Source organism: Sphingobium cloacae (genome assembly GCF_002355855.1).
Classification (GTDB): Bacteria; Pseudomonadota; Alphaproteobacteria; order Sphingomonadales; family Sphingomonadaceae; genus Sphingobium; species Sphingobium cloacae.
In genome coordinates this window covers 2,356,987-2,371,194 of sequence record NZ_AP017655.1, presented here as the reverse complement: position 1 = coordinate 2,371,194, position 14,208 = coordinate 2,356,987, and the positions used below count along the sequence as shown (strand labels likewise).

Sequence of the window (14,208 nt, the reverse complement as noted above, 5' to 3'; positions counted from 1 at the left end):
AGGCTTGATCCATGTATATGAACAAGGTCACCGCCGGATCGGACGCCCTCACTTATGGGCGGCGGGGGAGCGCGCATTCGCCCGAACGACTGGCGCGGCAATATATGCCGCTGGTCCGCAAGATCGCCTGGCATGTCCATGGCCGCGTATCGAGCGCCATCGAGATCGAGGACCTGCTTCAGATTGGGATGGTGGCGCTGGTCGAGGCGGCCAATGGCTTCGAGGACCGGGGGCTGGGTTTCGCGTCCTATGCGCAGATGCGCGTGCGCGGCGCGATGATCGACCATCTGCGGCGGCAGGCCACGCTCTGCCGCTCCGCCATGGCGCGGCGGAAGGAACTGGCCGGCGTGCGCCGCAAGCTGGAGCAGCGTCTGGGCCGGACTCCGGGCGAGGCGGAGATGGCGGAGGAAATGGGGCTGGACGCCGCCACCTATCGCCAGATCGCCGACGGGGCGGAGATGGTGCAGCATATGAGCATGGACGAGGTTTATTCCGACCAGTCCATGTGGTTCGCCGACGTGGAAGATCGGGCCGACGACGTGATGGAGCGGGAGTCGCTGAAAGCGGCGCTGGCGGACCATATCGGCGCGCTGCCGCAGCGCGAGGCGCTGGTGTTGCAGCTTTACTTCGTCGAGGAGCTGAATCTGGAGGAGATCGGGCAGGTGCTGGACATCGGCGCGGCCCGGGTATGCCAGATCAAGAAGGCGGCGCTGGACAAGCTGCGCGAGAAATTGCGGGACTGGGATTGATTTCTGGTTCGGGGATGGCGGGTTTCGGCCTTTGCGGACACTCCTTCATCGGTTCGGGCTGAGCGAAGTCGGAGCTCTCCACTGAGCGGAGCGAAGCGGCCTCCCTCCGGTCGGCCGTGCCCTTCGACTTCGCTCAGGGGGAACGGAATGAGGAAAGCGGACCGTCGCCAATCCACCCAAGCCAGACAGCCCCTAAACCCCCCGCGCCGCCGCGTAGATCTCCAGCCGGTCGACGCCCAGCCGCCTTTCGTCCGTCAGCACCCATCGCCCATGCGCGTCCGCCAGATCGGCAAGCCCGATTTCGCCCAGCGCCGCCATCCCCTCGCCGATCAGGATGGGCGCGCGATAGAGCAGCAGCCGGTCGACCAGCCCGGCGCGCAGGAAAGCCGCCGCCGCCCCCGCGCCGCCCTCCACCAGCAGGTGATCGACCCGCTCCAGCGCCGCGATGTCCTCCGGCCGCCCGATCCGTTCCCAGCCTTCGGGCGCATCGCCCCGGCTCAGCAGGATGCGGCGCGGCGAGCGGTCTTCCAGTCCCGCCAGCCGCACGTCGAGTCGCGGCGCGTCGGCGCGCAGCGTGCCGCCGCCCACCAAAATGGCGTCATGCCGCGCCCGCTCCAGATGGGCGTGGGCGCGGGCGTCGGGGCCGGTGATCCAGCGGCTCGACCCGTCGGCCAGCGCGATCCGCCCGTCCAGCGACAGGCCCAGCTTCAGCGTCACGGCGGGCCGCCCCAGCGTCTGCCGCCGCAGGAAACCGGCCATGGCGGCGCGGGCCTGCGCCTCCATCACGCCCATCTCGACGGCAATGCCATGCTCGCGCAGCCATGCCGCGCCCTGTCCGTCCGTGCGCGGATCGGGATCGCGCAAGGCGATGACCACGCGGGCGATCCCTGAGCGGGCGATCAGGTCGGCGCAGCGCGGCCCGCGCGGCGACAGATGGAAACAGGGCTCCAGCGTCACATAGGCCGTCGCGCCCCGTGCCTGCTCCATCGCCTGTTCCAGCGCCTGCGCCTCGGCATGGGGGCGTCCGCCCTTCTGCGTCCAGCCGCGCCCGGCGACGCGCCCGTCGCGGACGATCAGGCAGCCGACATTGGGATTGGGGGTGGAAAGGCCGCGCCCCCGTTCCGACAGGGCGATCGCCGCCGCCATGAAGCGCCGGTCGGCGGCAGGATCAGGCGTCATGGCGCTCAGCGCGGGGCCGCTCCGGCCGTGGGCTTTTCCGCGCTTTCCGCCTTGGCGAGGCGCGAATCGAGCTGGGCGTTGATCTGCTTCAGCGCCTCCTGGCGGCGGGCGCGGTTGCGCGCCTCGTCCTCGCGCCAGTCTATGCCGAAAATGTCGGCGACATGCTGCATTTCCTTCTGCTTCTTCTCCAGCAGGGCCTCTCTCTTCGCCAGGTCGATCTTCTGTTGCAGGATGATCGCGGCGTCCGACCGGCTGGCGTCCCAGTTCTGCACATAGATGATCTGGTTGCGCGTCGGCATGGTGTTGGTGTTGGCGTCGATCACGAACACCCAGACGATCAGCCAGGTGATCGCGATGGACAGGCCCAGCAGCGGCCATTTGTGCGGACGCTGCGCGCGGAAATAGCTCCACAGGTCGTGGGCCGCGCTCTTGGGGGAAACCGGACGGGGAAAGATCGCCATCGCGCCGATATAGGACAGGAGCGGCCCGGATGCAAAAGGCGTTCATGCGCCTTTCCATTCACCCACCGTTCGGCCTGGGCCTGTCGAAGACCCCTGAGCGAAGGCGAAGGGCTCCTGAACAGGCTCAGGCCGAACCAGGCCCCCGGACCGCTCCCATCCGCCTCAATTGTCGCGCAGCCGGAAATGCACGGTCAAGACCTTGCTGCTCGGCACGGCCACCCCGTCGCGAGTCGCGGGCACGAACCGCCATTTGCGCAGGGCATGGCGCTGCGTCGCCAGCCAGAAGGCGTCATCCGAAGCGGACAGCCGCTCGATGTCGGTCACGCGGCCCTTCGCGTCGATGGTCACCCTGACCTTGACCGATCCCTCCAGGCCTTGCCGGATCATCGTGCCGGGATAATCGGGCTGGAAGGCGGCAAGGGCCCTGGGATCGACGGCGGCATCCACGAACAGGGGCAGGGGCGGCGGATCGATCGGGCGAATGACGCTCCCGCCGTCCTGGGCGCCGCCGTCGACCTGCATGGGGCCCTCCGTTCCCGTCACCATGTCGTTCGCGCCGCGCGGGGGAATGATCGTCTCCGGCGCGGTCGAACGGTCGATGGCGGGCCGGGTCGGCTTGATCTCCTCCTTCTGCGGCGGCGTCGCTTCGGGCGGCGGCGGGGTGAGGGGGATGTTGGTCCCGATCAGCGTCGTCGGCACGAAGGGTTCGATCAACTCCTTCGGCATCAACAGGATCGCGCCCACCACCACGGCATGAACCATGATGGCCCCGCCAATACCCGCCGGAGATCGCCGTCCGCCGCGATAGCCCGCATCGCCCCGATAGTCCGGCAGCGCACCGCCGCCGCCCGCCGATACCTTGCTCCAAAGCCCCCGCAGGCCCGCGCCGCCTGCCGTTCGCCCGACTGTCCGCACCGTCATCGCACTCATGACCGCATCCTCTTCCTGACATGCCCCTTTTCGGGGGCATGTGACATTACATCATATCTTCATGATATGTTGCAACATAAATTTCCGGAGTCCCAAAACCCGTTCACTTCGCCATGTCGTTCATGGTTTTTCAGAACAGGCTGTCCACCGCATGGATCGCCAGCCCCACCAGCCCGCCCACCAAAGTGCCGTTGATGCGGATATATTGCAGGTCGCGCCCCACGGCATTTTCCAGACGGCTGGTCACCGTCCCCGCATCCCATCCCCGCACCGTCTCGCTCACCAGCTTGACGATGGAATCGCCATAGCTGGCCGTCGCGCCCACCGCCGCCCGCCGCACGAAACGATTGATCGGCCGCCGCAGCCCTTCTTCGGCCTGGAGCGTTTCGCCCAGCTGCCTCAGCGCCTCGCCCAGCCGCCCCGCCATGGCCTTGCCCGGATCGCGCACCGCCCGCAGCATCCCAGCCCGCGCTTGCTCCCACATGCCGTCGATCCACCGCTGCATGGCCGGGTTGTCGAGTATCTCGTCCCGGACCGCCGCGACCTTCGCCTGCATCGCCCCATCGAATTGCAGGTCCGCCGCCAGCTTCGCCATGCCTTCCTCCGCCTTCAGGCGCAGCCCGTGGCCGGGATCGTCCGCCATCTCGGCCAGCAGCTTGCGCAGGCCGTTGAGGATCGCATTGGCGAGGTTCTCGTCCAGCCCCGTCCAGCGCATGATCTTGCCCGCCCGCTCATGCACCATCTGGCGGATCAGATGTTCGTTCCCCTCCAGCGTCCGGTCGGCCCAGCGGATGATCCCGTCCATGACCGGCGCGTGCCGCCCGTCGCGCATCGCCGCTTCCAGCGCCTGCCCGATCAGCGGCGCGACGTTCATCGCGCGCAGCCGCTGGCCGATCGCGCCCTTGACCATGCCGCCCAGCCGCTCCTGATCCAGCGTCTCCAATATCTCCGCCGCCAGCCGCGACGCGCCTTCGCGCAGCCGTCCGTCTCCGGCGGAAGGGCTTGACAGGAAACGCCCCGCCGCGCCCGCGACGTCCAGCCCCCGCATCCGCCGCGCGACCACGGCAGGCGTCAGGAAATTGTCCCGCAGGAACAGCGCCAGCGTATCCCCGATCCGGTCCTTGTTGCGCGGGATGATCGCCGTGTGCGGGATCGGCAGGCCCAGCGGATGGCGGAACAGCGCCGTCACCGCGAACCAGTCGGCCAGGCCGCCGACCATGGCCGCTTCGGCGAAAGCCTGTACGAAGCCGATGGCGGGATGCAGATGGACCGTGGCGCGCGCGGCGAGGAACAGCGCCGCCATCAGCAGTAGCATGCCCGTCGCCATCAGCCGCATGTTGCGCGCCGGATGGGCAGGAATATCGCTCAGGGTCCGGGTCACGCGGAGCAGCTTCATGGCTCTCCAACGGTTACGCCAGCGTTTCGTTCAGGCAAGACTTTCTTTTCGTTCGCTGGTCCCGTTTTCCGTTTCGTCATTCCGCCGGCTGGGTCTGGCCCGCATGCGCCTTGTCGTCGCCGGGCTTGTAGGTCAGCAGCCGTCGGCTGAGCCGCGGGCCGATCCACTCTTCCACGCCCAGCGCCAGGCTGAAGGTCGCGGGCACGATCACCAGCGTCAGCAGCGTCGAGAGCAGCAGTCCGCCGATCACCGTGATGCCCATGGGCGCGCGCCACGCACCGTCGCCGCCCAGTGACAGGGCGGTCGGCATCATGCCCGCCACCATGGCGACGGTGGTCATGACGATGGGCTGGGCGCGCTTGTGCCCGGCATCGACGATCGCCTCGAACTTGGGCACGCCCTTGTCCATCTCCTCCAACGCGAAGTCGATGACGAGGATGGAGTTCTTGGCGACGATGCCGAGCAGCATCAGCAGGCCGATGAACACCGGCATGGACAATGGATTGCCCGTCAGGTGCAAGGCCAGGGCACCGCCCAGCGGAGCGAGCAGCAGCGATCCCAGATTGACGAAGGGCGGCATCACCCGCTTGTAGAGCAGCACCAGCACCGCCAGCACCAGAAGCACGCCCGACACCACCGCCACGACGAAGTTCTGGAGCATTTCCGCTTCGAACTTGCTGTCGCCCGCATTGATCTTTTGCAGGCCCTGGATCTTGCCGCCCAATATGGCTTTCATGGTGGGGAGGGCGTTGATCTTCGCCATCGCCTGGCTGGTGACGATGCCCGGCGCCAGGTCCGCGCCCACGACGACGCGGCGGATCTGGTTGTAGCGGCGGATTTCCGTCGGTCCGGAACCGAACTCTATGTCGGCCACCACCTTCAGCGGGACTGATCCGCCGCTGATGGTCGGCACCGGCATGTTGGCGATGGTCGCCATGTCCCGGCGGCTGCCTTCCTGCACGGCGACGCGGATCGGGATCTGCCGGTCGGACAGGGAGAATTTCGCCGTGTTCTGGTCGATCTCGCCGATGGTGGCGACGCGGATGGTGTTGCTGAGCGCGGCGGTCGTCACGCCCATGCTGGCGGCCAGGTCGAAGCGCGGCTTGATGACGATTTCGGGCCGCTGCATGTCGCCATGCACCCGCGCGCCGCGGATTTCCCGCACGCCCGCCATTTCGGAGACGAGCTTGTTGGCGGTATGCTCCAGCAGTTCCGGATCGTCGCTGCCCAGCATGATGACGATGTCGCGTCCGAATCCGCCGCCCGATTGCGACTGGAAGTTGACGCGGGCGTCCGCGACCTGCTGGAATTGCGGCGCGACCTTGCGTTCCCATTCGACCGAGGAAATCGGCCGATCCTTCCGCAAGGTGAGGAAAATCTGCGCCTCGGTCGGATTGATACTGGCAAAGGCCGCTTCGACGACGTCCTTGTCGGCGGCCAGCATGTCCGCCACGCGGCGGGTGATGGCGGTGGTCTGCTGCAAGGTGCTGCCGGGCACGGTTTCGATCTGGACCTGGCTGAAATCCGTGTCGATCGTCGGCTGGAACGACATGGGAAGCGTGCCGAAAGCGACGATCGTGGACAGGAAGGCCAGCAGGCCCAGGCCGACCGTCCAGATGCGGTGATCGCGCAGCCATGCGGTATAGCGCGCGATGCCGCCCTTCGCGCGATGGGCGATGGCGCGCCGCTGGTCCAGCGACCAGTGCAGCACGCCCATATATCGGTCCATCAGCCAGCCTTCGCCATGCTTCTCCTCGCCATGGGCCTTCAGGAAATAGGCGGCGACCATCGGCGTGATGAGGCGCGCGACGGCAAGGGACAGCAGCACCGCGACCACGACCGTCAGGCCGAACTGCTTGAAGAACTGGCCCGTCAGGCCCGGCATCAGGCCGACCGGCAGGAACACCGCGACGATCGCCATCGTCGTCGCCAGCACGGCGAGGCCGATCTCGTCCGCCGCGTCGATCGACGCCTGATAGGCCGTCTTGCCCATGCGCATGTGGCGCACGATATTCTCGATCTCCACGATGGCGTCGTCGACCAGCACGCCTGCCACCAGGCTGAGCGCCAGCAGGGATGTCATGTTGAGCGTGAAGCCCATCATGTCCATGAACCAGAAGGCCGGGATCGCGGACAGGGGGATGGCCAGCGCGGAGATCATCGTCGCGCGCCAGTCGCGCAGGAACAGGAAGACGATGACGACCGCCAGCACGGCGCCCTCGATCATCGCCTGCATGGCGGAATGATACTGGCTCTTGGTATAATCGACGCTGGTGTAGAGCTGCTTGAAATGGACCTTCGGATTTTCCTGCCGAAGCGTGTCCAGAACCTTCATCGCCTCGTCATAGACGGTGACGTCGGACGCCCCCTTGGCCTTTTCCAACCGGAAGCTCGTCACCTGCCGCCCGTTCATCAGCGCGAGCGAGCGCTGTTCGGCATACATGTCGCGCACTTCGGCCAGGTCGGCGAGCTTCACCGTGCGGTCGCCGGGGATGGAAATCTGCGTCTGCCCCAGCGCATGGGCGTTCTTCGCATTGCCCAGCACGCGAATGGCTTGTTCCGAACCCGCGATCTCGGTGCGTCCGCCGGCCGCGTTCAGGTTCACCTGCTGCAACTGCTGGTTCACCTGCGCGGCGGTCACGCCATGGGATTGCAGCTTGGCGGGATCGAGTATGACCCGGATTTCCCGGCTGACGCCGCCCCCGCGCGCCACCGCGGCCATGCCCGGCACGGCCAGCAACCGTTTGGCGACGGTATTGTCGACATACCAGGACAGTTCCTCCAGCGTCATGTCGGTGGCCTCCGCGCCGAAATAGGCGATGGGGCCGCCATCGATGTCGACGCGCTTGACCTGCGGTTCCAATATCCCTTCCGGCAGGTCGCTGCGGATCTGGTCCACGGCGTTCTTCACATCGTTCACCGCGCGGTCGACCGGCGTGCCGATTTCGAACTGCACATTGGTGAGCGACTGGCCCTCCGACACGAAGGAGGTGATCTCGTCCACGCCGCTGATCGCGCGGACGGCGGCTTCCACGCGCTGCGTCACCTGCGTTTCCAGTTCGGGCGGCGCGGCTCCCGGTTGCAGCACGGTGACGCTGGCCATGGGAAAGCTGACGTCGGGCTGCTGGTTCACGTCCATGCGGCCGAAACTGGCCAGGCCCGCCAGCAACAGCGCCGCGAACAGCACGAGGGGCGATGTCGGGTTGCGGATGGCCCAGGCGGAAATGTTGCGAAAACTCATGACGGCCTTTCTCGCCGGACTGATCCTGCTTTCGGGTGGCGGTCCCGTGAACCGCCGCCGCTCTGTCACTGCGCCTTGCGGAACTCCGGCTTCACCTTCTGCCCGGGGGTCAGGAAAGCGCCCGCCGTTTCCACGATCCGTTCCTGGCCGGTCAGGCCGCTCTTCACGGACACGCCGGCATCGGACACCTGGCCGACGGTGATGTCGCGCCGCGCCACCCGGTCGTCCTTGCCGATGATATAGACATAATTGCCCTTGTCGTCGCTTTGCACCGCCGATTCCGGCAGGACCGCCGACTGGCCCGATCCGCTGACGATCGTGGCGGCGGCGAAGCCGCCCGGCCGGATCGCGGCATGATAGGGGACGGCGATGCGCGCGATGCCCTGCCGGTTCTGCGGGTCGATGACCGGCGAAACCTGCCAGACGCGCCCCGCGAACTGGTCGGAGCCCCCCACCGGCTTCACCATCGCGCTGTTCCCCGGCCGCAGCATCGCCAGATCGTTCTCGCCGACCTGCGCCAGCATTTCCATCTCGCCGCCCCTGGCCATGCGGAACAGGACGCCGCTGCCCGAGCCGACGATCTGCCCGGGTTCCACGTCCCGCGTCAGCACAAGGCCGGCGGCGGGCGCGCGGATGTCCAGCCGTCCATTGCGGGCGCGCTGCTCGGCCAGTTGCGCGACGGCGACGTTCACGCGCGCCTGCGCGGCGTCGCGGGTCGCGGTGCGCTGGTCGATGTCGGCCTGACTGATGAAGCCGCGCGCCACCAATGCCTTGGCCCGGTCGAGCTGCGCCTGCGCCAGCTTGGCGTCGGCACGGGCGACCTCGATCTGCGCGGCGAGGGAGCGGGCCTGCTCGGTCTGCACGGAGCGTTCGATCACCGCCAGAGTCTGTCCGGCGCGCACCCAGTCGCCCGGCTGCACCAGCACCTGCCGCACTTCGCCGCCTTCGCCCACGACGCCCACCGGCATTTCGACGCGGGCCGCCAGCGATCCGGTTGCGCTGACGGTTCGTTCGACAGCCGACTGGCCGGGGCTGATGACCGTGACGGACGGAACGGCCTGCGCCGCCGTGTCCGTGGTCGCTGCGGGCTTTTCGCGCATCGACAGCCACAGCGCCACGATGATGAGCGCGATGGCGGCGCCCGCCGCGATCGGCATCCACCGGCGCCGGCCCGGCCCGGCCGACATGTCGTCGACGAGCGCGGCGTCCTCGCCCGCCAGCGGAGTTTCGTAATTCATGCCGATTCCATCTCTCCGGCGCGATGCCTGTTTCGGGTCGCTGTGTTATATGAATATATCACTCGTCTCAAGCCCCAATCTCATGGCGCAGGCCTGGCCCGGAAGGCGCGTTTCCGCGGTGCCGGAATGATTGTCGCCCGCCCCCTTGCCAAGAGGGCGCGGTTGTGGCGCAATCGCTTCGCGGAACGGAGGAGGGGCGCATCATGGACGTGATCGGATGGATTTTCATCGGCCTGCTGGCGGGCGCGGTGGCACGGCTCATCATGCCGGGGCGCGATCCGGGGGGCTGCATCGTGACGATGCTGCTGGGCATCGGCGGCGCCCTGCTGGCGGGCTATGTCGGCAGGCTCGCGGGCTTCTACGGCCCGGACGAGTCCGCCGGTTTCATCGCCGCCATATTGGGGTCGATCGTCATCCTGGCCGTATATCGCGGTTTCGCGGCGCGGCGTTGACGAAAAAGGGCCGCTCCGTCCCGGCGGGGACGTGCGGCCCTTTTGATGCAAACAGGATGGCTGACGTTATCGCATCGATCCGCGGCGGATGAGGTTCACGATCGCCAGCAGGATGATCGCGCCGACCAGCGACACCAGGAAGCTGTAGACCGTCAGCCCGTCATTGATCGAACCGCCGCTGAAGATGAGGCCGCCGATGAAGGCGCCGACGATGCCGACCACGATGTTCAGCAGGATGCCCTGTTGCGCGTCGGTCCGCATGACCATGCTGGCGAGCCAGCCGATGATGCCGCCGACGATAAGCCACAAGATAATGCCCATATTTCTCTCTCCTTGCACCAGCGCCCCCGAGCGGGTTGGCTGATGCATTCAACGGAGAAAGCGGCTTTCCGTTCCTTGGGAAAATTCCGGGAGGAAAACGATCGCGCGGAAGGAAATGGCCGAAAATGGAAAAGGGTCGCGGAACTTGCGATCCCGCGACCCTTTTTCCGTCTTGCCGGAGCGCCCGTTTCAGTAACGCTGCTGCCGTTCGTAGAGGGATTTATAATATTGGATGCGAGTGACGCGCAGACCGTGCATGCCCGAACGGTCGACCGCGCGCTGCCAGCCCGCGAATTCCTCCAGCGTCAGGTCATAGCGCTTGCACGCCTCGTCCACGCTCAGCAGGCCGCCATTCACCGCGGCGACCACTTCGGCCTTGCGACGCACGACCCAGCGCGTGGTGTTCGCTGGGGGCAGGCTGTCCAGAGTCAGGGGTTCTCCGAGCGGCCCGACGACCTGTGCAGGTCTGATTTTCTGGTTTTCAATCATTCTTACCCTCAAATAGCGGCACTGGCATTGCCGATTTCGGAAGTGGCTTCCCTTATGCGCGTCAGCCCTGAAGATCGGCTAAAGCGCCACGGTAAACACCTCTTTCATCATCCTTGCCTCCCCTCAGCCGGCTTGCGACCAGTGGGTTGAAGCTGCCCCCAAGGCGAACGGCCTCGATCGTGCCGCCGGAACGTGGCGCGAAGATTTCGGCCAGTTCCTGAACCCAGTCCGCATGTCCCTCCTGCCCCCGCAGAAGGCCCGCCACCGCCTGCGCGGTCGGGCTGGCGGCCTGCGCCGCGGCCGATGTGGCGCGAAGCAGGGGCCATACCGGCACGTGCGGCAGGCTGACGGGTCTGGCATTGGCGGGACTGAGCCCGCCGCCTCGAATGAATCCCAAGTCCATGGGTAGGGGATGTAGAGGGAAAAGGATAAGGCCCGGTAAACCCCGCCACGGTTCATCGCATCTTTCCTCCGGCCTTCACGGGAATGATGCTGGAACCGGGGGGAAAGGGCGACTATATGCGCGGCCATGCAGCCAGAATTCCAGTTGCCCCCGCCGCTCGAGGCGCGGCGAATCGTCGTCGCCATGTCCGGCGGCGTGGATTCAAGCGTGGTCGCCGCGCTGGCCGCGCGCACCGGCGCGGAGACGATCGGCGTGACGTTGCAGCTCTACGACCATGGCGCGGCGGTGGGCCGCACCGGAAGCTGCTGCGCGGGACAGGACATCCGTGACGCCCGCGCCGTCGCTGACCGGATCGGCATTGCCCATTATGTCTTTGATTATGAAAGCCGTTTCCGGGATTCGGTGATCGCCGACTTCGCCGACGAATATATGGCCGGGCGGACGCCCATCCCTTGCGTCAAATGCAATATGGGGGTGAAGTTCACCGACCTGTTCCAGATCGCGCGCGACCTTGGCGCGGACTGTCTCGCCACCGGCCATTATGTCCGGCGCGTCGAAGGACCGCAGGGCGCGGAACTGCATCGCGCCGCCGATCCGGCGCGGGACCAGAGCTATTTCCTCTTCGCCACGACTCAGGCGCAGCTCGACTATCTGCGCTTTCCGCTGGGCGGCCTGCCCAAGCCCCAGGTGCGGGAGATCGCGGCGGAACTGGGCCTTTCGGTGGCGTTGAAGCCCGACAGTCAGGACATCTGCTTCGTCCCCGACGGCGACTATGCGAAGATCGTGCGCAAATTGCGCCCCGATGCGGATGAAGGTGGCGACATCGTGCATGTCGACGGCCGCGTGCTGGGACGGCACAAGGGGATGATCCATTATACGGTCGGCCAGCGCAAGGGGCTGGAGATCGGCGGCCAGCCCGATCCGCTCTATGTCGTGCGGCTGGACGCGGAGGGGCGCCGCGTGATCGTCGGCCCGAAGGCGGCGCTGGCGGTCGGCGCGGCGCGGCTTTCCGACATCAACTGGCTGGGCGGCGATTTTGCCGGGCCGCTCACCGCCAAGGTGCGTTCCATGGCGAAGCCCGTGCCCGCGCGGCTCGATGGCGACCGGCTGCTGTTCGACGCGCCGGAATATGGCGTCGCGCCGGGACAGGCGGCGGTGCTCTATGCGGGGGAACGGGTGCTGGGCGGCGGCTGGATCGCGGCGACCGAGGCGGTCATGGCGGAAGCGGCATGAATATTGTTCTTTATGCGCCGCGCCGCTAAGGCCCGCCGGTCATGACTCGTCCTCTCACCTTTGCCATTCCCAAGGGGCGCATCCTCGATGAGGCGCTGCCCCTGCTCGCGCGCGCCGGTATCGAGCCGGAAGCGGCGTTCCACGACGGCAAGAGCCGGGCGCTCCGCTTCGCCACCAACCGGCCCGGCCTGTCGATCATCCGCGTGCGGGCCTTCGACGTGGCGACCTTCGTCGCGCATGGCGCGGCGCAGATCGGCATCGTCGGTTCCGACGTGGTGGACGAGTTCGATTATTCGGAGCTTTATGCGCCCGTCGACCTCGACATGGGTCATTGCCGCCTGTCGGTCGCGGAACCCGCCGGCCTCGCGGACGAGGATGAAGCGGCGATGAGCCATGTGCGCGTCGCCACCAAATATCCGCATCTCACGCGCAAATATTATGAGGCGCGCGGCATCCAGGCGGAATGCGTGAAGCTGAACGGCGCGATGGAACTGGCCCCGTCGCTCGGCCTGTCGCGGCGGATCGTCGACCTCGTGTCGTCGGGCGCGACGTTGAAAGCCAATGGCCTGGTCGAAACCAATGTCATCATGCAGGTGTCGGCGCGGCTGATCGTGAACCGGGCGGCTTACAAGATGCGCTCGGCGGAACTGGCGCCGCTGGTCGAAGCCTTCCGCAAGGCCGCGGGAGGCAAGGATGCCGCTTAGGCTCGACAGCCGCGACGCGGACTTCCCGGCCGCCTTCACCGCTCTGGTCGATGCCCGGCGCGAGGCGGACGAGGATGTGTCGCGCGACGTGTCCGCGATCCTGAAGCGCGTCCGGGCGGAGGGCGACGCCGCGCTGGCCGACTATACGGCGCGCTTCGACCGGCATGACCTGAATGTCAGCGGCTGGGCGGTGACGCCGGCGGAATGCCGCGCGGCGCTGGAGGGTATTTCCGGCGACTTGCGCGACGCGCTGGAACTCGCGGCCGCACGGATCACGGCCTATCATGAAAAACAGAAGCCGCAGGACAGCGACGGCGTGGACAGCGCGGGCGTGCGCCTCGGCGCGCGGTGGAGCGCGGTCGACGCGGCGGGACTCTATGTGCCGGGCGGACGCGCGGCCTATCCCAGTTCCCTCCTGATGAACGTCATCCCCGCCAGGGTCGCGGGCGTGTCGCGCATCGCGATGGTGACGCCGACGCCGGACGGGGAGATCAACCCGCTGGTCCTCGCCGCCGCGCAGATCGCGGGGATCGAGGAAATCTGGCGCGTGGGCGGGGCGCAGGCTGTCGCCGCGCTCGCTTATGGCACGGATCGGATCAGGCCGGTCGATGTCATCACCGGCCCCGGTAACGCCTGGGTCGCCGAAGCCAAGCGGCAGCTTTACGGCGTCGTCGGCATCGACATGGTGGCGGGGCCGTCGGAGATCGTGGTCGTCGCCGACGCGAAGAACGATCCCGAATGGATCGCTGCCGATCTTTTGAGCCAGTCGGAACATGACCCGACCAGCCAGTCGATCCTCTTCACCGACGATACAGCCTTCGCCGATGCCGTGGCGGCGGCGGTGGAACGGCAGATTCCGCGGCTTTCGACCCACGCCGTCGCGGCGACGAGCTGGGCCGCCAATGGCGCGATCGTCCTCGTGCGCGATTTCGACGAGGCGATGCCGCTGGTCGACCGCCTCGCGCCGGAGCATCTGGAACTGGCGGTCGACGACCCCGAAGCGCTGTTCGCGCAGGTGCGCCATGCCGGGTCCGTTTTCCTCGGCCGCATGACGCCCGAGGCGGTGGGCGATTATGTCGCGGGGCCGAACCATGTGCTGCCGACCGGGCGGCGGGCGCGTTTCTCGTCCGGCCTGTCGGTGCTCGACTTCATGAAGCGCACCAGCTTCCTCAGCCTCGACCAAAGCGCGATCCACGCCATCGGGCCCGCCGCCGTGGCGCTGGCGCGGGCGGAGGGACTGCCCGCCCATGCCGCTTCGGTGGCGCTGCGATTGCAATAGAGCATTTTCAAGGCAGATGACCTCATTGGCCGGCTCGGAAAATGCGGAAAAACAAAGGACTCCCAGCCTGTGATCCGATTGAGTCAGACCGGATCATGCTCTAGCCGCCGTTCGCCCGAACGGCTATGGAAAG

14 protein-coding genes are annotated in these 14,208 nt (G+C 67.1%); 5 read left to right on the top strand and 9 right to left on the bottom strand.

Features of this window, described 5'->3' with window-relative positions; genetic code table 11:
* The first annotated feature begins 11 nt into the window (after positions 1 to 11).
* Positions 12 to 749: a sigma-70 family RNA polymerase sigma factor gene (locus SCLO_RS11845; RefSeq protein WP_066520389.1), complete on the top strand. Its 738-nt coding sequence runs from the start codon at positions 12 to 14 to the stop codon at positions 747 to 749.
* 192 nt (positions 750 to 941) lie between these two features.
* Here the strand turns inward: SCLO_RS11845 and ribD are convergent, their stop codons facing one another.
* The 6 genes from ribD to SCLO_RS11815 form a co-directional block, all read right to left on the bottom strand.
* On the bottom strand, positions 942 to 1,895 hold the full coding sequence (gene ribD, locus SCLO_RS11840; protein WP_066520405.1) for a bifunctional diaminohydroxyphosphoribosylaminopyrimidine deaminase/5-amino-6-(5-phosphoribosylamino)uracil reductase RibD: 954 nt from the start codon (positions 1,893 to 1,895) through the stop codon (positions 942 to 944).
* A 38-nt stretch (positions 1,896 to 1,933) separates the two neighbouring features.
* On the bottom strand, positions 1,934 to 2,389 hold the full coding sequence (locus SCLO_RS11835) for a hypothetical protein (protein ID WP_066520387.1): 456 nt from the start codon (positions 2,387 to 2,389) through the stop codon (positions 1,934 to 1,936).
* Between the two features lie 162 nt (positions 2,390 to 2,551).
* A complete protein-coding gene (locus SCLO_RS11830) occupies positions 2,552 to 3,319 on the bottom strand; it encodes an energy transducer TonB (protein ID WP_231923220.1) in 768 nt (255 codons plus the stop codon).
* 130 nt (positions 3,320 to 3,449) lie between these two features.
* Complete coding sequence (locus tag SCLO_RS11825) at positions 3,450 to 4,715, bottom strand: DUF445 domain-containing protein (protein WP_066520380.1); 1,266 nt, start codon at positions 4,713 to 4,715, stop codon at positions 3,450 to 3,452.
* A 76-nt stretch (positions 4,716 to 4,791) separates the two neighbouring features.
* Positions 4,792 to 7,956: an efflux RND transporter permease subunit gene (locus SCLO_RS11820; RefSeq protein ID WP_066520378.1), complete on the bottom strand. Its 3,165-nt coding sequence runs from the start codon at positions 7,954 to 7,956 to the stop codon at positions 4,792 to 4,794.
* Between the two features lie 65 nt (positions 7,957 to 8,021).
* A complete protein-coding gene (locus SCLO_RS11815; protein WP_066520374.1) occupies positions 8,022 to 9,194 on the bottom strand; it encodes an efflux RND transporter periplasmic adaptor subunit in 1,173 nt (390 codons plus the stop codon).
* 203 nt (positions 9,195 to 9,397) lie between these two features.
* Here SCLO_RS11815 and SCLO_RS11810 point away from each other — a divergent pair, with 203 nt between their 5' ends.
* Entirely contained in the window at positions 9,398 to 9,646 is a 249-nt protein-coding gene (locus SCLO_RS11810; protein ID WP_066520396.1) for a GlsB/YeaQ/YmgE family stress response membrane protein, read from the top strand.
* Positions 9,647 to 9,712: 66 nt separating this feature from the next.
* Here SCLO_RS11810 and SCLO_RS11805 read toward each other — a convergent pair whose 3' ends face one another.
* The 3 genes from SCLO_RS11805 to SCLO_RS11795 form a co-directional block, all read right to left on the bottom strand.
* The gene (locus SCLO_RS11805; protein WP_066520370.1) at positions 9,713 to 9,967 is read right to left on the bottom strand and encodes a GlsB/YeaQ/YmgE family stress response membrane protein; all 255 of its coding nucleotides are present in this window, start codon (positions 9,965 to 9,967) and stop codon (positions 9,713 to 9,715) included.
* Between the two features lie 189 nt (positions 9,968 to 10,156).
* A complete protein-coding gene (sciP, locus tag SCLO_RS11800; protein WP_066520367.1) occupies positions 10,157 to 10,456 on the bottom strand; it encodes a CtrA inhibitor SciP in 300 nt (99 codons plus the stop codon).
* Between the two features lie 61 nt (positions 10,457 to 10,517).
* Complete coding sequence (locus SCLO_RS11795) at positions 10,518 to 10,859, bottom strand: hypothetical protein (protein ID WP_066520365.1); 342 nt, start codon at positions 10,857 to 10,859, stop codon at positions 10,518 to 10,520.
* 126 nt (positions 10,860 to 10,985) lie between these two features.
* Here SCLO_RS11795 and mnmA point away from each other — a divergent pair, with 126 nt between their 5' ends.
* Genes mnmA through hisD form a run of 3 tightly spaced genes read left to right on the top strand, consistent with a single transcriptional unit; the run spans position 10,986 to position 14,075 of the window.
* Complete coding sequence (gene mnmA, locus SCLO_RS11790; RefSeq protein WP_066520361.1) at positions 10,986 to 12,092, top strand: tRNA 2-thiouridine(34) synthase MnmA; 1,107 nt, start codon at positions 10,986 to 10,988, stop codon at positions 12,090 to 12,092.
* A gap of 41 nt (positions 12,093 to 12,133) precedes the next feature.
* Positions 12,134 to 12,796: an ATP phosphoribosyltransferase gene (hisG, locus tag SCLO_RS11785; protein WP_066520351.1), complete on the top strand. Its 663-nt coding sequence runs from the start codon at positions 12,134 to 12,136 to the stop codon at positions 12,794 to 12,796.
* On the top strand, positions 12,786 to 14,075 hold the full coding sequence (hisD, locus tag SCLO_RS11780) for a histidinol dehydrogenase (RefSeq protein WP_066520349.1): 1,290 nt from the start codon (positions 12,786 to 12,788) through the stop codon (positions 14,073 to 14,075). Before hisG ends, hisD begins: the two co-directional genes overlap by 11 nt.
* The last annotated feature ends 133 nt before the right edge of the window (positions 14,076 to 14,208 follow it).